Source organism: Ensifer sp. NPDC090286 (genome assembly GCF_044769565.1).
Taxonomy (GTDB): Bacteria; Pseudomonadota; Alphaproteobacteria; order Rhizobiales; family Rhizobiaceae; genus Ensifer.
Genome location: NZ_JBIVYF010000001.1, coordinates 1228174 through 1250324 on the forward strand (window position 1 = coordinate 1228174; position 22151 = coordinate 1250324).

23 protein-coding genes are annotated in these 22151 nt (G+C 63.9%); 7 read left to right on the top strand and 16 right to left on the bottom strand.

The window, feature by feature from the left end:
- Positions 1-1440, bottom strand: coding sequence for a DUF1254 domain-containing protein (locus ACIQUG_RS06120; RefSeq protein WP_402318575.1), 1440 nt, complete (start codon positions 1438-1440; stop codon positions 1-3).
- Positions 1441-1763: 323 nt separating this feature from the next.
- On the opposite strand from ACIQUG_RS06120, the gene ACIQUG_RS06125 reads away from it, so the two are divergent.
- Entirely contained in the window at positions 1764-3701 is a 1938-nt protein-coding gene (locus tag ACIQUG_RS06125; RefSeq protein WP_402318577.1) for a GTP-binding protein, read from the top strand.
- A 70-nt stretch (positions 3702-3771) separates the two neighbouring features.
- On the opposite strand, the gene ACIQUG_RS06130 is transcribed toward ACIQUG_RS06125, so the two are convergent.
- The 8 genes from ACIQUG_RS06130 to napE form a co-directional block, all read right to left on the bottom strand.
- Complete coding sequence (locus ACIQUG_RS06130) at positions 3772-4620, bottom strand: hypothetical protein (protein WP_402318579.1); 849 nt, start codon at positions 4618-4620, stop codon at positions 3772-3774.
- Positions 4621-5119: 499 nt separating this feature from the next.
- Positions 5120-5542, bottom strand: a complete 423-nt coding sequence (locus tag ACIQUG_RS06135; protein ID WP_402318582.1) for a YciI family protein — start codon at positions 5540-5542, stop codon at positions 5120-5122.
- 918 nt (positions 5543-6460) lie between these two features.
- Positions 6461-7159, bottom strand: coding sequence for a NapC/NirT family cytochrome c (locus tag ACIQUG_RS06140; RefSeq protein ID WP_402318585.1), 699 nt, complete (start codon positions 7157-7159; stop codon positions 6461-6463).
- Positions 7160-7163: 4 nt separating this feature from the next.
- A complete protein-coding gene (locus tag ACIQUG_RS06145) occupies positions 7164-7619 on the bottom strand; it encodes a nitrate reductase cytochrome c-type subunit (protein ID WP_192446579.1) in 456 nt (151 codons plus the stop codon).
- Positions 7620-7723: 104 nt separating this feature from the next.
- A complete protein-coding gene (napA, locus tag ACIQUG_RS06150) occupies positions 7724-10231 on the bottom strand; it encodes a periplasmic nitrate reductase subunit alpha (protein WP_402318588.1) in 2508 nt (835 codons plus the stop codon).
- Positions 10228-10512 carry a chaperone NapD gene (locus ACIQUG_RS06155; protein WP_402318591.1) on the bottom strand — a complete coding sequence of 95 codons (285 nt, stop codon included), beginning with the start codon at positions 10510-10512 and terminating at the stop codon, positions 10228-10230. The genes napA and ACIQUG_RS06155 overlap by 4 nt, the downstream gene beginning before the upstream one ends.
- A complete protein-coding gene (gene napF, locus ACIQUG_RS06160; protein ID WP_402318594.1) occupies positions 10505-11005 on the bottom strand; it encodes a ferredoxin-type protein NapF in 501 nt (166 codons plus the stop codon). Before napF ends, ACIQUG_RS06155 begins: the two co-directional genes overlap by 8 nt.
- A 9-nt stretch (positions 11006-11014) precedes the next feature.
- Positions 11015-11203 (bottom strand): periplasmic nitrate reductase, NapE protein, encoded by a 189-nt coding sequence (gene napE, locus ACIQUG_RS06165; protein ID WP_034793129.1) that lies wholly within the window; start codon positions 11201-11203, stop codon positions 11015-11017.
- A gap of 389 nt (positions 11204-11592) precedes the next feature.
- On the opposite strand from napE, the gene ACIQUG_RS06170 reads away from it, so the two are divergent.
- Positions 11593-11967, top strand: coding sequence for a DUF4180 domain-containing protein (locus ACIQUG_RS06170; protein WP_402318598.1), 375 nt, complete (start codon positions 11593-11595; stop codon positions 11965-11967).
- 46 nt (positions 11968-12013) lie between these two features.
- Positions 12014-12601, top strand: coding sequence for a GNAT family N-acetyltransferase (locus ACIQUG_RS06175; RefSeq protein WP_402318601.1), 588 nt, complete (start codon positions 12014-12016; stop codon positions 12599-12601).
- A gap of 35 nt (positions 12602-12636) precedes the next feature.
- Here the strand turns inward: ACIQUG_RS06175 and ACIQUG_RS06180 are convergent, their stop codons facing one another.
- A complete protein-coding gene (locus ACIQUG_RS06180) occupies positions 12637-14088 on the bottom strand; it encodes an MFS transporter (RefSeq protein WP_402318604.1) in 1452 nt (483 codons plus the stop codon).
- 286 nt (positions 14089-14374) lie between these two features.
- Here ACIQUG_RS06180 and ACIQUG_RS06185 point away from each other — a divergent pair, with 286 nt between their 5' ends.
- Together ACIQUG_RS06185 and ACIQUG_RS06190 are read left to right on the top strand one after the other, a co-directional pair.
- The gene (locus ACIQUG_RS06185) at positions 14375-15265 is read left to right on the top strand and encodes a LysR family transcriptional regulator (protein WP_402318606.1); all 891 of its coding nucleotides are present in this window, start codon (positions 14375-14377) and stop codon (positions 15263-15265) included.
- Between the two features lie 175 nt (positions 15266-15440).
- Entirely contained in the window at positions 15441-15809 is a 369-nt protein-coding gene (locus ACIQUG_RS06190) for a VOC family protein (protein WP_402318608.1), read from the top strand.
- A 26-nt stretch (positions 15810-15835) separates the two neighbouring features.
- On the opposite strand, the gene arsB is transcribed toward ACIQUG_RS06190, so the two are convergent.
- Genes arsB through ACIQUG_RS06210 form a run of 4 tightly spaced genes read right to left on the bottom strand, consistent with a single transcriptional unit; the run spans position 15836 to position 18219 of the window.
- Positions 15836-16894 carry an ACR3 family arsenite efflux transporter gene (arsB, locus tag ACIQUG_RS06195; protein WP_402320590.1) on the bottom strand — a complete coding sequence of 353 codons (1059 nt, stop codon included), beginning with the start codon at positions 16892-16894 and terminating at the stop codon, positions 15836-15838.
- On the bottom strand, positions 16894-17415 hold the full coding sequence (locus ACIQUG_RS06200) for an arsenate reductase ArsC (protein ID WP_402318611.1): 522 nt from the start codon (positions 17413-17415) through the stop codon (positions 16894-16896). Before ACIQUG_RS06200 ends, arsB begins: the two co-directional genes overlap by 1 nt.
- A gap of 13 nt (positions 17416-17428) precedes the next feature.
- Positions 17429-17872, bottom strand: a complete 444-nt coding sequence (arsN2, locus tag ACIQUG_RS06205; RefSeq protein WP_402318614.1) for an arsenic resistance N-acetyltransferase ArsN2 — start codon at positions 17870-17872, stop codon at positions 17429-17431.
- Entirely contained in the window at positions 17869-18219 is a 351-nt protein-coding gene (locus tag ACIQUG_RS06210) for an ArsR/SmtB family transcription factor (RefSeq protein ID WP_402318617.1), read from the bottom strand. The genes arsN2 and ACIQUG_RS06210 overlap by 4 nt, the downstream gene beginning before the upstream one ends.
- A 42-nt stretch (positions 18220-18261) precedes the next feature.
- On the opposite strand from ACIQUG_RS06210, the gene ACIQUG_RS06215 reads away from it, so the two are divergent.
- Positions 18262-18783: a DUF6428 family protein gene (locus ACIQUG_RS06215; RefSeq protein WP_402318619.1), complete on the top strand. Its 522-nt coding sequence runs from the start codon at positions 18262-18264 to the stop codon at positions 18781-18783.
- Positions 18784-18849: 66 nt separating this feature from the next.
- Here ACIQUG_RS06215 and ACIQUG_RS06220 read toward each other — a convergent pair whose 3' ends face one another.
- Entirely contained in the window at positions 18850-19095 is a 246-nt protein-coding gene (locus ACIQUG_RS06220) for a cytoplasmic protein (RefSeq protein ID WP_402318622.1), read from the bottom strand.
- 305 nt (positions 19096-19400) lie between these two features.
- Between ACIQUG_RS06220 and ACIQUG_RS06225 the strand changes: the two genes are divergently transcribed.
- On the top strand, positions 19401-19760 hold the full coding sequence (locus ACIQUG_RS06225; RefSeq protein ID WP_402318625.1) for a hypothetical protein: 360 nt from the start codon (positions 19401-19403) through the stop codon (positions 19758-19760).
- 39 nt (positions 19761-19799) lie between these two features.
- Here ACIQUG_RS06225 and ACIQUG_RS06230 read toward each other — a convergent pair whose 3' ends face one another.
- Positions 19800-22112 carry a rhodanese-like domain-containing protein gene (locus ACIQUG_RS06230; protein ID WP_402318628.1) on the bottom strand — a complete coding sequence of 771 codons (2313 nt, stop codon included), beginning with the start codon at positions 22110-22112 and terminating at the stop codon, positions 19800-19802.
- Positions 22113-22151: the final 39 nt, after the last annotated feature.

Here is a 22151-nt window from a genome sequence, read left to right on the forward strand (position 1 = left end):
TCATCCCGCCTTCTTGACCGGCGGGATGACCCAGGAGCCGTCGAGAATGGAGGGTGGGCTGTCATCGGGCCAGTAGAGCCGCATCATCAGGATGAACTTGCCCTTCGGCGCGGGCAGCCAGTTGGCCTCCTTGTCCTTGCCGGGCGATTCATTCTGGATGTAGATCTCCGTCGAACCATCCGGGTTTTCCTTGGGGCTGACGCGGGCGCTGATCGAGTAGCGGTTGAGCGGATTGTCGACGAAGAAGTACTTGTCGTCGTACATGGTGATCGACCAGAAACCGCGCACCGGCGGCAACTGCCCCTTGGCGAAGGTGATGACGTATTTGTTCGACCCGTGATAGGCGCGGGCGATGAGCCCATCCTTGGATTTCAGCGAGGTCGGGTAGATCGCGTCCTGCGGACGATTGGCGCCGAGCCCGATCGCCGTAATCAGCGCGCGCTGCAGATAGTTCGTGCCGTAAATGCCTGTTTTGGTGGTAAAGCCCCAGCCGTTGATGTTCTGCACGTCGCCATCGCTGAACTTGAAATGCAGCATGGTGCGGTGGAACGCCATGGGCGGAATGCGCGAGACGAAGGCGGCGTCGAGCTTGCTCTTGTCGAAATCCTGGCCGGGCACGATGCCGATCTCGGCGAACTTGGCGACCGCTTCGCCATCGGCCGCCGTCGGCGGATTGGTCTTCATCAGCTCGCAAAGCAGGGTGAAATATTCGACCGCATCCATGCGGTTGACCTGCTCGCGCACCGCCGTCTTCATGTCGATCGCCGGATCGACCTTGCCGGCCGGCGGCGTCCAGTCCTTGCCATAGGCGCTGAGCGGGCAGAGCTTGCATTCGTCCTGCAGCGCATGCACCGCCGCATAATCCTCCGGCGTGCCGTCGCAATAGATGCGGCCGAGGATCCAGACGATAGCGGTCGGAGACTTGTATTCGGTCACGCCGTCAGGAAGCGTCCCCTGCCAGCCGGGCCCGGTGATCGCATAGGCCTGCGCGCCGCCGCCGGTCGTGCGCCTGCCCGGCACCTGAAACACCGTCGTCCAGCCGTCGAGCATCGGAAAGAGGAAATAGCGATCCTTCATATCGGGGATCGACAGCACCCAGGGCTCCTTGCCAACGTCGACGAAAGCGGTCGTATAAAGCGTATCGGCGTTCGGCGCCGTCACATCCTTGAACGACGCATCGGGATATTGACGCACCTTGATGATGTTGCCCATCGGGCCCCGGCTGCCTTCAGGCTTTGCCACATTGGTGAAGATCCGCCGGGTCAGCTCCGTCGTCACCAGCGGATAGCCGTAGATATAGGCCTCCACCGCCAGCCAGAATTCATCCACGCCTTCGACCGGATCGATCAACGGCGATTCCAGCGCATTTGCGTGCAGAAATGAAACCGATGTCAGCAGACCGGCACCGCCCAAAACGACGGCACGACGCGTCATATCCATGTTCGCCTCCCCCTTTTTCCCTTGGCGCCGGGAGGTTAGCACACACTAATAAGTACGACCAGACATTGTGCTCGCAACATTCATCGCGCGCACTCCGGTGAAGACGCCGCGCTTGCGCGCCCGACCGCATCCAGCAAATCTGCAACACCCATCCGGAGTTATGCGGCGGCGCTTGACGCCCTTCACGTTGCGTCCTTAGATTTCACACGCGCTCCTCGCATGCTGCGGGTTGCGCCATCAGCAGTCAGTCCGTCTGGAGGCCCCAATGCGCCGAGTCCCGTCTCAAAAGAACCATTTCCGAAATTTTGAGAAGCTGATGGACTATGCGCACATTGAATCTGGGCATCCTCGCCCATGTGGATGCAGGAAAGACTAGCCTTACGGAAAGACTGCTTTTTGACACCGGCGCAATCGACAAGCTCGGCAGCGTCGACAGCGGCAACACCCAGACCGACAGCCTGGAACTCGAGCGGCAACGGGGCATCACCATCGCCGCCTCCGTCGTCTCGTTCAGGCTTGGCGATCTGGTCGTAAACCTCATCGACACCCCCGGGCATCCGGACTTCATCGCCGAGGTCGAGCGGGTGCTGCAATCGCTCGATGCGGCCGTCGTGGTCGTCTCGGCCGTGGAAGGCGTGCAGGCGCAGACCCGCGTGCTGGTGCGGGCGTTGCGTCGTCTCGGCGTGCCCTTCCTGTTCTTCGTCAACAAGATCGACCGTCTCGGGGCGCGTCCCGCCGAGGTCGTCGAAGAGATCGCCGGCCAACTCTCGGTCCGCCCCGTCGTCATGTCGGCGGCGGTCGGGGCCGGCAGCCGGCAGGCGAGAGCCGTGCCGGTCGACCTTGCGCAGGAGCCGCATTTCTCGGCGCTTTCGGAGGCGCTTGCCGCCAACGATGAGGCCTTGCTCGACGACTATGTGCTGGCACCTCAGCGCCTGACCGTCGAGCGGTTGAAGAAGGCTTTGGCGACACAGCTTGCCGCCGGCCTTCTGCACCCGGTCTATTGCGGCATCGCCATGACCGGCGTCGGCGTGCCGGACCTGATCGCCGCCATCGACACGCTGTTGCCGGCAAAGGCGCCCGCCGCCGGCGCACCGGTCGAAGGGCGGATCTTCAAGATCGAGCGCGGCTGGGGTGGAGAAAAGCTCGCCTTCCTCAACCTGACCTCGGGCACCATCGCCACGCGGGACTATCTCGCCCTGCCCGGCGGCGCGGCAAAGGTCACCAGCATCCAGCTCTTCGACCAGGGCCACCTGCAGAAGGTCGAGCAGGTGACAGCCGGCCGCATCGCCAAGATCGGCGGACTTGCTCAAGCCCGCATCGGCGATTGGGTCGGCGTCGGCGGCAGTGCTGCCGGGGCGTTTCACTTCGCCCCGCCGACGCTCGAAACCCTGGTGCGGCCAGTGCGCCCGTCGGACAACACGGCGCTCTGGCTTGCGCTCCAGCAACTGGCCGAACAGGACCCGTTCATCAACCTGCGCACCAGCGACGATGCCAGCGAGATGTTCGTTTCGCTCTATGGCGAGGTGCAGAAGGAGGTGATCGAGGCGACCCTGTTGGCCGATTTCGGTCTCGCCGCGCAGTTCGAGGAAAGCACGGTCATCTGCGTCGAAAGGCCCGTCGGTACCGGCACCGGCATCGAGATCATCTTCCGCGAACCGAACCCGTTTCTCGCAACCGTCGGCCTCAGGATCGAACCGCGGCCGGCGGGAGCGGGCAACAGTTTTGCCCTGGAAGTGGATGTCGGCCAGATGCCGGCAAGCTTCTACCGGGCGGTCGAAGAGGCCGTCGCCGAGACGCTGAAGGCGGGTCTCTTCGGCTGGCAGGTGATCGATTGCCACGTCGCCATGACGGCGGCGCGCCAGACATCGCCGGCGAGCACCGCCGTCGATTTTCGCCGGCTAACGCCGCTGGTGCTCGCCGAGGCGCTGTCTTCGGCCGGCACGGTCGTCTGCGAGCCGATTGACAGCTTCCGCCTCGAAGCGCCCGCATCCGTGGTGACGGCCATCCACACGCTGCTCGCGAAATCAGGCGCATCGACGACGGATGCGCTCATCGAGGGTGGCGTCGCCCGGCTCACGGGAACGATCGCCTCGGCCAACGTCCAGGGCGTCCAGCGGCAGTTGCCGGGGCTTACCAGCGGCGCAGGCGTGCTTGAAAGCGCGTTCGATCACTACGCCCCGATCGCAGGCACAAAACCCGCCCGGCCCCGGCTGGGCGCGAACCCGTTCGATCGGGCCGATTATCTGAGGAGCCTGCGATGACATAAGAACACCGCGCGTCTTTTCAGACGCGCGGTGCCTTTATTCTTTCCTGATGATTGTTCCTGTCCGATCAGAAGGCCAGGCGGTTGCTGGACCAGACCGGGCCGAGGCGCTCTTCTTCCTTGAGCGTCGTCGAACCGTAGGAGAAGCGCAGGCCACCGAAGAGGGTGCTGGTGTCGCCGGAAACCGAGGCGCTCAGCCCTGAAAGCTCTTCGTTGGTGTATTTGTAGCCGGCAAAGAGCGTGACCGGGAAAGCGTCCAGCCGGTAGTTGGCCGTCAGCTTCACGCTGCGCAGGTCGTAATCCAGGTCGTTTTCGCTGATGCGATGCAGCGAGCCGTCGACGTCGAAGCGCAGGTTGTCGGTCGCGTAGATGCGGGCGCCGAGCGAGCCCATGTAATGGTCGGCATCGATGTCGTCGAAGTCTTCCACACTCGCCTGGCCGTAGCCGAGCGCGCCGTGCAGCGTCCAGGTATCGAGGAAATAAGCCGCCTCGACACCACCCATGTAGTCGTTGAGGTCGACGCCGATACCCGGGTCGAGCCGTGCGCCCTGCACGAAGACGCCGGCCGCAAAGAGATCGTTGCGGTAATAGCCGTGCAACGCGCCGTCATAGCTGTTGGTGTCGATATCCTCGAAGGAGGCGCGCGTGTAGCCGAGATCGACCTGCAGGTTCATGCCGGCGCCGGCGTCGAAGTTCACCGCGCCGCGCAGATCCCATGCATCCGCATCGATATCGCCGGGCGAGTCCACGGCCGCGCCATAGGACGTCTCGACATAGCCGACGATGCCGCCCGACGCCTGCTCCACCGGCACCTCGTAGGCGTCCTGCGGCCCCACCAGCGGCCCGTCGATATCGGCAGCCGCCGCGATCGAAACACTTGAAAGAAGAAAAATGACGAAACTGCTCGTCCTGACCATTGCCCCACTCCGGTTCAAACCCCGAAAATAAGGTAAACGAACACGGTTAATACAATCTCTACGGGAAACGGATCAGGCGTCCTGCAAACGTCGACACGATCCGGACATCGCGGCAGCCGTTCATCGCGCCGGCCGTTCGTCCCGCTCGCCGCGCGACACTCTGGAGCCGCACAACACCAGCGGCACCTCGCCTCCCGCGGTGAGGGCGATAAGTGCCCATCCGCCCGATGACCTGTCGGCCACCTTCTCCCTGCATGCGGGGAGGACGCGCGTGGCGCCCGCTCGCCTCGACAACAAGCGATGCAGCTCCACGCCGGTCTCATTTTCACTCTGGTCTCGTTGGCCTGCCTGAACCAAACGCCATTTGGCGCTCGTTGCGACAGCATTCGAAACGCCGCGATCAAGGCTCGTCCCTCTCCCCGCCTGCGGGGAGAGGGTTAGTCCTCGGGTTAACCCCGAGGAGAGGTGCAAGGCCGCCTCAAGCTTCAGCAAAGAGCCCTTACTGGTTGGCGATCTTCTCGCGCAGGCGCTCGTCCTGGGCGGCGATCTCCGGCGTCACCAGGTCGCCGAAATCTTCCATCTCGAAGACCGGGCGGATTTCGATTTCGCTCGGACCCGGCATCGGGTTCGGGCAGCGCTTCACCCAGGCGATCGCCTCGGCCATGTCCTTGACCGTCCAGATCCAGAAACCAGCGACCAGTTCCTTGGTCTCGGCGAAGGGACCGTCGATGACCATGCGGTCCGCACCGTCGAAGGCGACGCGGGCGCCGCGCGACGAAGGATGCAGCCCCTCGCCCGCCTGCATGATGCCGGCATTGACCAGTTCCTCATTGTACTTGCCCATGGCTTCCAGCAGTTCGGTCGAGGGCATGTTGCCCGCTTCGCTGTCTTCGGTCGCCTTTACAAAAACCACTACGCGCATTGTCCATTCTCCTCTGTCACGCCAGTCCCGGTCCTCGTGACCTCAGGGGGTGCCGGCGTGGTGAAACCCAGATAGGTAGAGCAGGTTACGGGCGAAAGACCCGCGCGGATTTTTTTCCTATCCCGCTCCGGTGGAGGAAGCCAGATTGCCTCCCTGCCTAAATGACGAACGGGAAATCACGGTGCCGACAGCGGTGTCGAAATTTTCCGAAAAAAGATTGGCGCGGGGAAACGAAGAGAAAAATGCGCTGTTCGACGAGACCATCGCCGGCGATCCGAATGTGTTCCATTGGCTCAAGCCCCCCCTCCACCTTCATCCGGCGGTTGGGCACGAGGCCGCCCCCTTCCACCCTCATCTGGCGGCTTGGCACGACGCCAGCCGCACCCACCCTCATCTCTGTGCTCGCCACAGAGACCCAGCAGCCGTGCGTCGGCACGGCGGGAAATGCAGTCCTGGCACGTGAACGTCCGGCCTGCTGGGAAAAGTCCCTCGCGCCGCCGACGCGACGCGGCTGGATTCCTGTGACAAGCACAGGAATGAGGGAGGCATTGTTGGCCCGGAATTGTTCATGCTTTCGCTGGCGGCTGGGCACGGGGCCAGCCCACCCACCCTCATCTCTGTGCTCGTCACAGAGATCCAGCAGCCGTGCGTCGGCACGGCGGGAAATGCGGTCCTGGCACGCTGCCTTCCGGCTTGGTGGGAAAAATCCCTCGCGCCGCGGACGCGGCGCGGCTGGATTCCTGTGACAAGCACAGGAATGAGGGAGGTAATGGTGGCGCCACCACAACCCATCGCCTCCCCGACCGTTTGGCACGAGGGAGGTTTGCTGCCCAAAGCCCACGAAAAAGGGCCACGCCGCGCCGGCATGGCCCTCTGTTAACGCTGTGGTGTCTTGCCGAAAACCTCGGCTCCGCTCGCCTACTGCGCCTGCATATGCAGGTCCGCCATCGCCTGCCGCAGATCGTCGATCGGGGTCTGGTTCGCCATCTTCTTGCCTTCCAGTTCCGGCGGCATCTTCCAGCCGGGATCGATGCCTTCCATGTTGGGCAGCTCGTGGGCGATGCCCTTGTGGCAGTCGATGCAGGTGGCCTTGCCCGAGAGCAGATAGCGGGTGTGGATCTCGGCCGCGCGCTGCGTCTGCTTCTGCAGGTCCATGGCAACCGACGAATGGCAGTTGCGGCATTCCAGGCTGTCGTTGGCCTTCATGCGCGCCCATTCGTGCTGCGCCAGTTCCAGCCGCTTTTCGAGGAACTTCGACCGGGTGTTGATCGTGCCGAAGATCTTGCCCCAGACCTCCTTCGAGGCCTGCATCTTGCGGGCGATCTTGTCGGTCCACTGGTGGGGCACGTGGCAGTCCGGACAGGTGGCGCGCACGCCCGAGCGGTTGGAGAAGTGAATGGTGCGCGTCAGTTCCTGGTAGACGTTGTCGTGCATCTCATGACACGAGGTGCAGAACTTCTCGGTGTTGGTGAGCTCCAGCGCCGTATTGAAGGCGCCCCAGAACATGACGCCGCCGACGAAGCCGCCGAGCGTAAGGAAGCCGAGGCCGAGCGTCCCCGCCGGCGTCTTCATGATGCCCCAGGCCCAGAGGATGATTGTCCTGATCCAACCGATCATATCGTCACTCGCTTCCGGCCGGCTTGAAGCCCAGTTCGCTCATGTCCTTGAAATTGCTCGGCACCAGCGGGCTGGTGTCGGCCTGCGGCACGTGGCAGGCGGTGCAGAAGTAGCGCCGCGGCGAAACGTCGGCGATCATCTGCCCGTCGCGCGTCATGTAGTGGGTGACGCTGATCATCGGCGCGCCCGAATCCTGGGTGAACTCGCGCTTGTGACAGGACAGGCACCGGTTGGCATTGACCGAAAGCTCATAGCCCTCGATCGAATGCGGAATGACCGGCGGCTGGTCGGGATAGGCGCGCATCTTGCGCTTGTCGTCGACCACCCATTTCGGCAGCGGTGCTGCCGCCTCCGTCGCCATCTGCGGCGTCGGCCCTTCGAGCTGCGGCACCAGCTTTTCCGCCACTTGGGCGACGGCGGCCGTGGTGACGAACACCATCAGCCCGGCTGCAAGGGCCATCCAGGCGGGCCGGCGCCGGTCAAATCCAGCCGGAGCGCGATGTGGTTTTGCGTCCGGAGTTGCCGCACGAAAAAGCGACACGGCCCGGACCAGCCGTGACCACCCTAGAGGGTGACGGGAAGAATCTTGACCGCGCATTTTTTGAAATCCGTCTGTTTGGAGATGGGATCGGTGGCGTCGAGGGTAACCTTGTTGATCAGCTGGCTGGCGTCGAACCGGGGTACGAAGACGACGCCGGGCGGCATGCGGTTGCGGCCGCGGATGTCGACGCGCGAGCGGATTTCGCCGCGCCGCGAGACGATGCGCACTTCCATGCCCTGGTTAATGCCGCGCTTGCGCGCATCCTCCGCGTTCATGAACACGCGCGCGCCCGGAAACGCCTTGTAGAGCTCCGGCACCCGCATGGTCATCGAGCCCGAATGCCAGTGTTCGAGCACGCGGCCGGTCACCAGCCAGGTATCGTATTCGTCGTCAGGCGATTCGGCCGGCGGCTCGTAGGGCACCGCAAGGATGATCGCCTTGCCGTCCTTGTTGCCATAGAACTTCACGCCCTCGCCCGGCTTCACATAGGGGTCGAAGCCCTCGCGATAGCGCCAGCGCGTCTCCTGGCCGTTGACGACAGGCCAGCGCAGCCCGCGCACCTCGTGATAGGTGTCGTAGGGCGCCAGGTCGTGGCCGTGGCCGCGGCCGAAAGTGGCATATTCCTCGAACAGCCCCTTCTGAATGTAGAAGCCGAAGTCCTTAGCCTCGTTGTTGTCGTATTCGGCGCTGACATCGGTGATCGGGAAGCGATCGACTTCGCCGTTCTTGAACAGAACCTCAAACAGCGTCTTGCCGCGATATTCGGGGCTGGCGTCGAGGATTTCCTTCGGCCACACCTCGTCGGTGGTGAAGCGCTTGGAAAACTCCACCATCTGCCAGAGGTCCGAGCGCGCCTCGCCGCGCGCCTGCACCAGCTGGTGCCAGACATGGGTGCGCCGCTCGGCATTGCCGTAGGCCCCTTCCTTCTCCACCCACATCGCGGCGGGCAGGATCAGGTCGGCGCTCATCGCGGTGATCGTCGGATAGGCATCGGAAACGACGATGAAATTGTCCGGGTTGCGATAGCCCTGCCAGGTCTCGTTGGCGGTGTTCGGGCCTGCCTGAACGTTGTTGTTGACCTGCACCCAGTAGAAATTGAGCTTGCCGTCCTTCAGCATCCGGTCCTGCTGCACGGCGTGATAGCCGGGCTTTTCCGGGATGATGCCGTGCGGAATGCGCCAGATCTCTTCTGCGTGTTTGCGGTGCTCGGGATTGGTCACCACCATGTCGGCCGGCAGGCGATGGGCGAAGGTGCCGACCTCGCGCGCCGTGCCGCAAGCCGAAGGCTGGCCGGTCAGCGAGAACGGGCTGTTGCCGGGCTCGGAGATCTTGCCGGTCAGAAGGTGCAGGTTATAGACCATCTGGTTGGCCCACACACCACGCACATGCTGGTTGAAGCCCATGGTCCAGAGCGACATTACCTTGCGGCTCGGGTCGGCATAAAGCTCGGCCAGTTGCTCCAGGAACTCCGGGTCGACGCCAGTCATCTCGGCGGTCTTCTTCAGCGTGTATTCGGAAACGAACTCCTTGAACGCCTCGAAATCCATCGGCTCGGTCTTGCCCGGATCCTTGGAGTTGGCGGCATTCACCTCGACCGGATTGTCGGGCCTGAGGCCATAGCCGATGTCGGTGACCCCGCGCGCAAACTTCGTGTGCTTGTTGACGAAGTCCTCGTTGACCTTGCCGGTCGTGATGATGTGGTTGGCGATATAGTTGAGAATGACCAGGTCGGTGCCGGGCTTGAAGACGATCGGAATGTCGGCCAGGTCCATGCTGCGATGGGTGAAGGTCGAAAGCACCGCGACGCGCACATGCGGCTGGCCGAGGCGCCGGTCGGCGACGCGGGTCCAGAGGATCGGGTGCATCTCCGCCATGTTCGAGCCCCAGAGCACGAAAGCATCGGCATTCTCGAAGTCGTCGTAGCAGCCCATCGGCTCGTCCATGCCGAAGGTGCGCATGAAGGCAACGGCGGCAGACGCCATGCAGTGGCGGGCATTGGGGTCGAGGTTGTTGGAGCGGAAGCCCGCCCGCATCAGCTTGGTCGCCGCATAGCCCTCGAAGATCGTCCACTGGCCGGAGCCGAACATGCCGAGCGCCGTCGGGCCTTTCTCCTTCAGCACCTTCTTTGCCTGCTCGGCCATCACGTTGAAGGCCTCGTCCCAGCTGACGGGTTCGAACTCGCCGTCCTTGGCGTAGGTGCCGCCGCGCTTCCTCAGGAGCGGCGTCGTCAGCCGGTCGTTGCCGTACATGATCTTGGAGAGGAAATAGCCCTTGATGCAGTTGAGGCCGCGATTGACCTCCGCCTGCATGTCGCCGTGGGTGGCGACCACCTGGCCTTCCTTGACGCCGACCATGACGCCGCAGCCCGTGCCGCAGAAGCGACAGGGCGCCTTCGACCATTTGATTTCCAGCGCGTTGACGCCGCCCGGCACCGGCTGTGCGGCGGCAGGCAGCGCAATGCCGGCCGTGGCGGCGGCGATGCCGGCCGCATGGGCCTTCAGAATGTCACGCCGCGTCAGTTCTCCGCTCATGGCTCCTGCCCTTCCTCTTCCATTTCCACATGCTCGAAAACCATGTTGGCCGAGATCACCCCGTCGAGCAGCGAGATCTGCGTCAGCCGTTCGCCGAGCGCGCCCGTGCTTCTGCCTTCGATGACGACGACGATCTTGCCGCCGCCATGACCATGGATTTCGACGTTTTCCATGTCCGCGAGCGTCGCCAGGATCGCTTCGGTGCTCTGCGGCATCGTGGCGACCACGGCGCTCGAAATGTGATAGGGCGTGCCCGCCTTTGCCGTTGCGGCCTCAGACATGAGCCACCTCCAATTCCAATGCCTTCACCGCGATCGCACTCACCGGGCAGCCGCTGATACAGGCGCCGCAGCCGGTGCATTTCGCCTCGTTGATCTCAGGCAGGAACGGCCCGCCGATGCGCGGGCGAAAACGGATCGCCTGCTCCGGACAGCTTTCGCCGCAGGATTGGCAGGCAACGTAACGGCGCGCGAGACAGCTGTCGGTAACAGCGGCGACATGCGGAAAACGCCGCACGTCGGTCGCCTCGAACACAGGCTCCGGACAGGCTTGCGCGCAGGCGCCACAGAAAGTGCATTCGCCGCCCGAAAAGTCGACGAAGGGAAGACCGTCCGAAAGACGGATTATGGCGGTGGGACATCGTTCCACGCAGGCGCCGCAACCGGTGCAAGAGGCAAGGCTCAGCTCCGAAACACCCGGCGGACGGATGCGGACCGGCTTTGCGACAGCGCGGCCGGTAAAAAGTTCACGGCGTGAAAGAGGTTCGACCTTCATGGCTCGACCTCAATGCCCGGGCGGGCCCGGCGGGCCGAAGATGATTTGCAGCATCCAGACGAGGAAACCATAACCGCCGACGATCCCGACGGCGACGATCGGCCAGATGCCGAAGGCGAGCACGAAGAAGGTGATCAACTCCGCGCGTCGCGAGCGCGGCGGCTTTTCGATCGGCTGTGCCTGAACGACTTCCGGCATTCCTGCGTCCCCCAACACAATCCAAGGTAAGATGCGCCACCGGAAATAAAAATCAATCCCGTGACCGGCCGATGACAGATTTTCACCGGACCTCAGAGTAAATGCGAAACAGAAGGGGTCATTGATCTGTGTCAAATTGGAAGGAAACAGCCGCCGGTTTCGCCAGAAATTCTCAAGCGCCGCTTCAGCGTAACTTGCGGACGCCAATCAGCTTTTATGCAGACCGATATATTTCTAGGAATATATCGCCTCTCGCCTGATCACCAAGGCCCGCCGGATCCTGCGAATTGAACGGCTATCTTGCCCGCGGCAAAGGCAACCTGCCCCGGCGGCAGGACAAGAGACGCCCGCCCTTGCAACCCTGGGCTTTGCAGCCTACTTCTTGGCGCATGACACAGCTCATCGAAATCGGAACCGCGCGCGTCCTGCACTGCGCTGACAATGGCCCCCTGCTTGCAGCCCCGGGCGACGCCAATGATTTTCTGGGCGACGGCTGGGCGCATGAGGCCGACTTGCTGGCGGTCCCGGTGGAGCGGCTGGGCCCCGATTTTCTCGATCTCTCGACCCGCGTCGCCGGCGAAGTGTTCCAGAAATTCGTCAACTACCGCATGCGGCTCGCCATTGTCGGCGATATCAGCGCCCGGCTCGAAGCCAGCAAGGCGCTGACCGATTTCGTGCGCGAAACGAACAAGGGCACATCCATCTGGTTCGTGCCGGATTTCGAAGCGCTTCGCGCCCGGCTCGAGCGCTTGCCGGCCGCCTGACGTTCGGTGAGGGGCCGACATCCAGCCCGGATCGATGGGGAAATCCGTGACCACAAAGCCAACCGCGACGAACACCGGAAATCGCCCCGCGGTCACGCTGGCGACCGATCTTCTCCTCCTGCGCCCGACAACGCCGGCCGACGCTGAGCGCGCCTTCGAGATCCAGTCGGATTGGGATGTCACGCGCATGCTGCGCATGGCGCAGTTCCCTCCCGATCTCGACGACATGACCGGCTGGTTCGGCGAGCACCCGCAGGAGTGGATCGCCGGCACGGCCTTTCGGTTTGCCATCGAACGCAACGGCCGCATGATCGGCCTGGTCGATCTTGACGGGATCGACGGCGAGCAAGGCGAACTCGGCTATTGGCTGGAAAAGCCGAGCTGGGGCCAGGGCTACGCCTTCGAGGCGGCAAAAGCGGTGGTGGCCTTCGCCTTCGAGCAGCTCGGGCTCGCAACGTTGAAAACAGGCCACGCGGCCGACAATCCCGCCTCCGGCAAGGTACTGCTCAAGCTCGGCTTTCACCCGCAGCAGGCCATGCGGAAGACCTCCCGCTCAAGGGGCGAAGAGATCCTGCACCAGAGCTACAGCCTCACCTCGGACGCATGGCGCAATCTGCCGGGTGCCGATCGCTGAGCGGCGCCGTTGCCGATCCCGCCCGACCGGCGGGATCACCGCTCTCCCGCAGGCTGGGCGGTCGCGGCCTGTTGTGTGCGCACTCCGCCGAGCGCCCTGCCCGCAATGGCGATCGCCAGCGCAGCCACGGTCAACAGCCCGGCGACTGCAAAGGTTACCTGCATGCCCCAGGCGACCGCCGCTGGTGCGGCCCCGGCCATGTCGCTTGCCGCAACCGCTGCGGCGAAGACCGCGCCCATAACCGATGCGCCAGTGACGAGGCCGAGATTGCGCGAAAGGTTGAGCAGGCCGGAAACGACGCCGCGCCGGTCGGCGCTGACATCCGCCATGACCGCCGTGTTGTTGGCCGCCTGGAACAGTTGGTAGCCGGGCGTCAGAAGAGCGATCGCCGCGACATAGCCGGCAACGCCAAAGAACCACGGCAGCAGCACGAGCGCCGCGCAGCCCGCAACCATCGCCGCCAGCCCGACCGTGACGACCGAGCCCGCGCCCAGGCGATCGACGATGCGACCGGCAACAACACCCCCGAGGGCCGAGATGACCGGCCCGACCGACAGCACGAGCCCGACCATCGCCGCATCGAGGCCGAGCCCGCGCGACAGATAAAACGGCCCGACCACCAGCGTTGCCATCATCACGGTCGAAACCAGCGCATTGGTCGAGAGCCCGCGGCTCAAAACCGGATCGCGCAACATCGCTGGCCGGATCAGCGGTGAGGCTACCCTGGCCTCGACCAGCAGGAACAGCGCAAGCCCCACGGCAGCGACAGAAAGCAGCGCGACATTGAGCGTCCCGAAGCTGCCCCGCCCCACCGTCATCGCCAACGCATAGGCGCCGAGCGAAAGCGCGAGCAGCAAGGTGCCGGCGCCATCGAAGCGTGGGCGCTCCCTGCCCTCGAAGTTTCGGTCTGCGGGCAGATACCGATGGGCAAGCATGAGCGCCACGAGCCCTAGCGGCACGTTGACGAGGAAGATCGCCCGCCAGCCGGGGCCGGCGAGCAGCGCACCGCCGAGCGACGGCCCGAGCGCCGTGCCGATGGCCGACATGGTGCCGAGCAGTCCCATGGCGCTGCCGGTCTTCTCCTTCGCCACCGCCCCGCCGACAAAGGCCATGGTCAGCGCCATCATGATCGCAGCGCCGATGCCCTGCACGGCCCGCGCCGCGACCAGCAGCGCAAAGCCCGGCGTCAGGCCGCAAAGCGTCGAGGCTGCGGTAAAGAGCGCGATGCCGGCAACAAGCAGCCGCCGCCGGCCGACGATATCGCCGAGCCGCCCGACGCTGACGATCAGCGTGGTGATGGCAAGCAGATAGGCAAGCACCACCCATTGCACCGCCTGGAAGGAGACACCGAAGGCGTCCGCCAGCGCCGGCAGCGCGACATTGGCGCTGCTGGTGCCAAGCGAGGAGAGCAGCATCGACAGCGACAGACTGGCGATCACCCAGCGAACCGGCGCGCCGGAAGCCTTGGCAGGCCCGATAGCGCTCATCGGCTACCTCCCGCGATCGACGCCTTACGATGCCCATTTGCAGTGCGGGAAATCGCGGAAAAACAAGACGATAGCGCGCCTTCATGAATCAAGACATGCGGCAACGACTTCCGGTCAGACGGAAAAATCGGGGCGGGCATTAGCGGGCATGGCATCATCGGAAAACCCTCCAAATTCGGTTCTCCCAAAGATTAGACCTCAGCCTCATACGGCGGAAGGCGCAGCATTTGCACTTCATTCGTGCGTTTGACGCCACATCTCACGAGAACTCGTGTTATGAAGGGTGATGACCAGACCGGATCTCAACCTGCTCGTGACCCTCGACGTGCTGCTTGCCGAAGGCAGCGTCGCCCGCGCTGCAAGGCGCCTGCGGCTCAGCCCCTCGGCCATGAGCCGGGCGCTAGCCCGGCTGCGCGAAGCGACCGGCGACCCGCTGCTGGTGCGCGCCGGCCGCGGCCTTGTTCCGACCCCAAGGGCGCTGGAGCTGCGCGCGCTCACCGGCCCCATCGTCGAAGCGGCCGAAGCCTGCCTTCGCCCGGCCGAGAGCCTGGACCTGAAGACGCTCACCCGCACCTTCACCCTCAGGAACCGCGAGGGTTTCGTCGAAAACTTCGGCGCAGCGCTGATTGCCCGTGTCGCGCGCGAGGTGCCCGGCGTGCGCCTGCGTTTCGTGCAGAAGCTCGACCGGGAAAGCAGCCCGCTTCGCGAAGGCGGCGTCGACCTTGAAACCGGCGTTGTCGGTGAGAACACCGGCCCTGAGTTTCGCGCCCAGGCCCTCTTTCATGATCGTTTCGTCGGCGTGGTTCGCCCGGGGCACCCCTTGACCACAGGCGAAATCACCCCGGCCCGCTACGCTGAAGCCCGCCACATCCACGTCTCACGCCGCGGCAACGACACCGGCCCGATCGACGACGCGCTTGAGGCAGCCGGCCTCAGCCGTCCGATTGCCGCCTCCGTCGGCAGCTTCTCCGAGGCGCTGGCGCTCGCCCGCGCCACGGATCTCGTCGCCAGCGTGCCCGAACGCTACACGGGGACGCTGCGCCAGGATCTCGTCACCTTTCCCCTGCCCGTCGCCCTGCCCGAAATCACCATCTCGCTGCTCTGGCACCCCCGCCTCGACGCCGATCCGGCGCACCGCTGGTTGCGGGCCTGCGTTCGGGAGGTGTGCACCGCTTAGACCAGCGCAAGACGCCAGCCACGCAAACGGGTGTGCAGCGACATCGGCGATGCGTTGTGATGGGTCGGGACCGCCCGCCGCGGTTGCCTGTCGCAGGTCATCGCGGTATCAGCCGAGTCCCGGCCGCGAAGCGCTGCCTCGCCAGCACACGTCAAAACCCGCAGAGGAGAACGCGATGTTCGACCACGTCAAATTCGGTGTCCGCGACTATCCGGCAAGCCTCGACTTCTACCTGAAGGCGCTCGAACCGCTCGGCGTCGCCGTGGTCGATCACGGCGCCCACGGCGTGGAAATGAGCACGGACGGCAAGTCGTCGCTGTGCCTCTACCAGACCGAGGAAACGCCGGCGCACCTTCACCTGGCCTTCGTGGCCGAGACCCGCCAGCAGGTCGACGCTTTCTACCACGCAGCCCTTGCGGCCGGCGGCAAGGACAACGGCGCCCCCGGCCTGCGCCCGCGCTACCACGCCAACTACTATGCCGCCTTCGTCCTCGATCCGGACGGCCACAACATCGAGGCGGTCTGCCACGCGGCCGAGGCCTAGACCTCGCGGACAGCGCGCCCGACGCGCTAAGCGCCTTCCGACAACGAACTCCTGGCGACGGCCGGCGCGGCCTCGTACCAGCCCTTGGACCTGTTCACGATCCAGACGACCGACAGCATCACCGGCACCTCGATGAGTACCCCGACAACGGTGGCGAGCGCCGCGCCCGAGTGGAAGCCGAACAGGCTGATGGCGGCGGCAACGGCTAGCTCGAAGAAGTTCGAGGCTCCGATGAGGGCCGAAGGACCGGCCACGCAATGTTTCTCGCCCGCCAGACGATTCAGCAGATAGGCCAGCCCGGAGTTGAAGTAGACCTGAATGAGGATCGGCAGGGCCAGCAGCGCGATAATCGTCGGTTGCGCAATGATCTGTTCCCCCTGAAAGCCGAACAGCAGCACCAGCGTCGCAAGCAGGGCGACCAGCGATATCGGCTGAACCTTCGCAAGGAATCCGTCGAGACGAGACGACGTCTGACCGGCCGTGAGGTACTTGCGAAGGATCTGCGCGACGATTACCGGAACGACGATGTAGAGCACGACCGACAGGGTCAAGGTCGCCCATGGGACGGTAATTGCAGAGAGCCCGAGCAGAAGCCCGACGATGGGCGCAAAGCCGACGATCATGATCGCATCGTTGAGCGCCACCTGCGACAGCGTAAACAGCGGATCGCCGCGCGTCAGGTTCGACCAAACGAAAACCATCGCCGTACACGGTGCAGCCGCAAGGATGATGAGCCCGGCGATGTAAGAATCGATCTGATCCGCAGGCAACAACGGCCGGAACAGCCAGCCGATGAACAACCAGCCAAGTAGCGCCATTGAAAACGGCTTGATCGCCCAGTTGATGAAGAGCGTCACGCCGATGCCGCGCCAGTGACGCCCTACCCCTGAAAGCGACCGGAAGTCGATCTTCGTCAGCATCGGGATGATCATGAGCCAAATGAGGATCGCGACCGGGATGTTGACCTTGGCGATCTCCGCCGCGCCGATGGCCTGAAACACGCCGGGCAGGAGATGGCCGAGCGCAATGCCAACGACGATGCAGACGGCGACCCAGAAACTCAGATAGCGCTCGAAGGCTGTCATCACGAAGCGCTCCGGGCCGTCGAGCCCTCCATGCTGCCGATCTCCCGAAGATGGCGCTCCAGCGCCATGCGGTCGATCGAAGCCATCGGCAGGTTGATGAAGGCCGTAATCCGGTTCTTCAGGAATCTTGCGGCCTGCGCGAAAGCTCTCTGAACCTCTGCCTCGCTGCCCTGGACTGCGGCGGGATCCTCGATGCCCCAATGCGCCGTCATCGGATGGCCGATCCACACAGGGCAGGCTTCCCCAGCGGCGCTGTCGCAGACCGTGAAAATGAAATCCATCTGCGGTGCCTCGGCTCCGGAAAACACATCCCAGCTTTTCGACGACAAGCCGTCCGTCGCATAGCCGAGAGCGTCGAGCTCGCGAATGGCATGCGGGTTCACCTGCCCCTTCGGCTGGCTGCCCGCCGAGAAGGCGCGGAAGCGGCCCTTTGCCTCCTTGTTGAGGATGGCTTCGCCGAGAATGGAGCGAGCGGAATTGCCCGTGCACAGGAAGAGCACGTTGTAGATACGGTCGGACATGGGTTCAGGGCCTTCAGTTCGAGGGGAGGACGAGCTGCATCAAGGTTGCCGAGGAGGGACAGAGGGACGATGCCTGCCGGGTCTTGAGAATTTCAGCCGGCGCCTGCGAACGTTCGACACGGGTGAAGCCGAGACGCTCGAAGAACGGCACGGCCGTCTCCGTCAGCAGAAACACCGACCTCATGGCGAACCGGTAGTCGTGCCCGAACATGAGAGGCGGTAGGCGGCTCCCGATGCCGCGCCCTCGATACCCCGGCAGGACGACAACGGAACGGAGCAACCCATGCTGGCCGCACTGCTCCATGCCGCCGTATCCGACGACCTCGCCGTCGAGGCTGAAGGCAAAGAACTGGCGCCCCTCCTCTTCAAGATCATCGATCGGGAGATGCGCCTCCGCGAGGGCATTGCGAAGCCCCGGATCGCTACCGGGAATGGGGCGCATGTCGAGTTCCGTCATCTCTCGCCTCCCGAAGGTGCACAGCATGGCGCAACGGCAGCCGCAGACGAACATATCTCCGGATGCCCGCCGCAGCAGTCTTCCATCAGAAAGCGGATCAGACCGCCGAACGCATCGTAATCGGCGCGATAAATGATCGAACGGGACTCCCGCTGTTGCGTGATCAGGCCCGCTCGCTCCAGTTCCTTCAGATGGAAGGAAATGTTGGAGGGCGATACCTCGACCTTCTCCGCCAGCGCGCCGGCCGCCATGCCGCCCGCACCGGCGACCACCAGCAGGCGAACGATCTGCAGGCGGGTCTCCTGTGAAAGTGCCCCGAAGGCAGCGAGGGCTTGACGCTCATCCATATTTCAATAATCCTTGAAACGTTGAAATGAGGATTAACGCAGATGACCGTTCTCGACAAGCCCAAAATCGACGACCACGACCTCACCCTCGCCGACTTGCTCGGCGCGCTACGGATCGCAGGGGATCTGCCGCTGGTGTTTCACTACGACGGCCAAGCGGTGAAACCCGGCTACCACGTCACCGAGGTCAAGGCCGCGCACTTCTCAGGCCTCGATTGCGGAGCCAATCCGGAGGCCTGGGCCGAGATCTTCGTACAGCTCTGGGACGTGGAGGAAGCCGGCCGAACCCACCTCGCCGCCGGCAAATTCTCGGCCATCGTCCGCAAGGTTTCCGAACACGTCCGCCTTGACGCCACCGCCCGCTTGACCTTCGAGGTCGGCGACGGCGTGCGTCCAATGCAGCTCTACTGTGCCGGCGCTCCTGTCGTGAAGGATGGCAGCATTCACGTTCACCTGGCGCCGAGGCCCGCGAGCTGCAAGCCGCGAGATCGCTGGCTTGCCGAAACCAGCCGCCCGACGGCATGTTGCGGCCCCAAAGCTTCGCCCGGCGCCTGTTGCCCTTAAGGCGATCCGTCGCAGGTCAGAGATTGCGGTTATGCTGCCCCCGCCCGGGGACAGGTGGACCGACGCTTAAAACCAATAGCGTTTCATCCGCGCCAGAAATTCGACGGTCACGGAAAAGCCCGAGGCGCTGCCGAAGACGGAATCGATGCCGCAGCGGGGGCAGATCGCCGTGCTGTCGTCGTCGATCCATTCCTTAATCTCGGCCGGCCGGTAGATCTCGCAGCAATAGAAGCAGCCGCAGGATGGGCTTGCTTCGAGTTCCGCGCGGTGGTTGGCGCTATGCTTGTGCGCCCGAATGATCGTCTCGTCCATGCCGCAATCATTGGCGCGCGCATGACGGGTTGTCCAGCGGCCCTCGCCCGCAACGCACGAGCGAAGTTCAACGACATATGCAGGCCGCCTTGATGACCTTTGGCAGCGAATGATGTGACGGCGCAGCCAACGCCTGGCGAAACGCGCCGCCAATGGCCATGATTTTGACAGAGGCGCTTTTGAGCCACGTCCGGTTGAGGCTAAGCTGCCCCGCAGCGACCTTTAAATTGCCGCCTGCCTTTGTCCTTCAGTCGTGCGCGATGTGAGGAGACGGGCAGTCGGCGTCAATCGAACGAGGACCGGACATGATCATTCGCTCTTGGCGCGCCGTTGCCGGCACGGATGAAGTCTTGGACGCCTATGCAAGGCATCTGAAGACAACGACCTTCGCCGAGATGGCGGAACTGCCGGGACACCTCGGCGCGACGCTGGCGCGCAAGGTGAAGGGAAGCCAGAACGAACTCGTGGTCATCAGTCTCTGGGAAGACATGGCCTCTGCCAACCACTTCATCAAAGGCAACTTCGACGACGCCGTCGTCAAGCCGAGCACCCAGGCCCTGCTGCAGTCCTTCGACCTGAAAGTCGAGTTCTTCGAAACCCTCGTTTCAACCGGCATCATCGCCGGCCACGACCACGAGCCTGATGCCGACAGGGTCGTCGGTTGACGGACGCGTCGGTGCTCAAGCGCCCGACGCATCGGCCGCTTACTGCTTGCCGACCTCGATCACCAGCGGATAGCCCTCGTCGTTCCATTCGAGAAATCCGCCAGCGAAATAATAGACGTGGGTGTAGCCCCAGGCGATCGCTTTGGCGCAGGCATAGGCGGCCTGGGCGCAATATCGGCCCTGGCAGTAGAAGACGACCTCGTCGTCCTTTTCAGCCACCCTTGCGAGGCTTTCTTTGGACAGGCCGGTGACGAGCGACAGGTTGATGGCCTTGGGCAGATGGCCGCTGTCGTAGCTGAGCGGCGCCCGCACATCGATGAAGGGCACGCCGCGTGCAAGCAGCGCCTTTGCCTCGGCCACATCGACCTTGATGGTTCGCTCGACGCTCATTTCGCCTTTCGTCAGCGTCATCAGCTTCACATAGTCGTCCAGCGCAAGATCGGTGCCCGCCCCCTCGGGCAATCCGGCCTTGCGCAGGCCCTCCTGCAGGTGGGCGATATAGGGCCTGTGGTAGCCGAATGCGCTGCCATACCAATCGAAAGCGCTTTCCTGAACGGTGAGCGAATCGATAAGGGCGGACGTGGCGAGCCTGTTGTATTGATCGATCAGCCGCGGAATGCCACCCGTGCGTCCGAGATGGGCGTAACTCGCGACCAGCGTTGCATAGTCCGCCAGAAGGTCGGGCTTTTCCTCGATGAGCCGCTCGAAGGCATCGGCGGCTTCCTGGTCTCTTCCTTGCGAAAACAGCGCAATGGCGAGCATGCGCAGCGTTGCCCGCGGCGGATGCGGATCAAACCGCATCGCCAGGCGCGCCTCCTGTTCCGCCTCGCTTGCACGCCCCGTCGCGTTGAGGATGCGCGCCATGCCGACATGGTTGTCAGGGTCGTTCGGCGCAAGCGTCAGCGCCCGGTCGATGGCGGCGAATGCCTCGCCATAGCGCCCCTGCTGCGCAAGCACCTGCGCCGATATCGCGTAGGCGAGCGGCGTCGGCTTCTCCATCGCCTTTTCCAGATTTCTGAACAGGTTCTTCGAGGCGGTCTCGCGTCGGTAAAAATCCCAGGACAGGATGCTCGAACGCCAGTTCGCGGCCGCCAGCGACGCATAGGCGCGACTGTAGCCCGGATCGAGCACGATCGCCTTCTGGAAGAAATCGGTGGCCGCGACCGTTTCCGCTTCGCTGTCGCGACGAAGGTGTTCCCACCCCTTGAGCAGGGTATCGTAGGCCTGCGGATTGGTCGTTTCCGGCACCGCCGCGACGCTCTTTTCGGCCTTCGTCAGCTTGATCGAAAGCGTCGAGACGATCTGGCCGATCACCCTGTCCTGCAGGCCGAAAACGCTGCTCATTTCGCCATCGTAGCGCTCGGCCCACAGATGGTGCCCGTCGATCGCGTCGATCAGCTGGGCATTGACCCGGACATGGCTCCCCTCTCGACGCACGCTGCCCTCGAGGATGTAGTGAACGCCCAGTTCCTCGGCCACCTGCTGCGCCTTGGTCGGCTTGCCCTTGTAGGTGAAGGTCGAATTGCGCGCGATCACGAAGATGCCCGACAGTTTCGAGAGCTCGGTGATCAGGTCGTCGGTCATTCCGTCGGCGAAGTAGTTCTGCGCCGCGTCGGAGCTGAGGTTCTCGAAGGGCAGGACCGCGATCGACGGTGTTTCCGGCAATGAAAGGGCCCGCTGACCAACGGGTGCGGTATCGGCACGCTCACGCTCCAGAACGATCCATGCCACGGCAAGTCCAAGCAAGACAGGGGCGGCCAAGGCGGCTACCAGTCCCCAGCCAGGCATACGCTGGCGGTGGAGGCGGCGCGGCCGGGCATTTCCCTGAAACTCCACCCGGTAGACGCGCACGGGCCGCTGGATGTTCTTCACGTGCTGCTCGCCGATAAACTCCAGCGGCAATTCGAACTTGCCCTGCAAATGGTCGAAAGCAGTACCCGATACGAACAAGCCTCCCGGCTCGCACATCTGCTCCAGCCGGGCGGCAACATTGACGCCGTCGCCGAGCAGGTCCTCCCCTTCGACGACGACATCGCCAAGATTGATGCCCATGCGCAGCAAAAGCCGATGCTCGGCAGGCACGTCCGCCTGACGGGCGGCGAGCTTGCTCTGCGACGCGACCGCACACGAGACGGCGTCGACCACGGAGCCGAATTCCACGATCGCACCGTCGCCCATGAGCTTGACGATGCGCCCGTGATAATCGTTCAGAAGCGGATCGAAAATTTCGGATCGCCACGTCCTGATGGCGGCCAGCGTGCTCGCCTCGTCGGCTTCGATCAATCGCGAATAGCCAACGATGTCGACGGCAAGAATGGCGACCAGCCGACGTTCTGCGCGAACTGCTTCCATGACCACCTCTCCCGAAGGTGTCGAAGTCCTCGCGGCTGC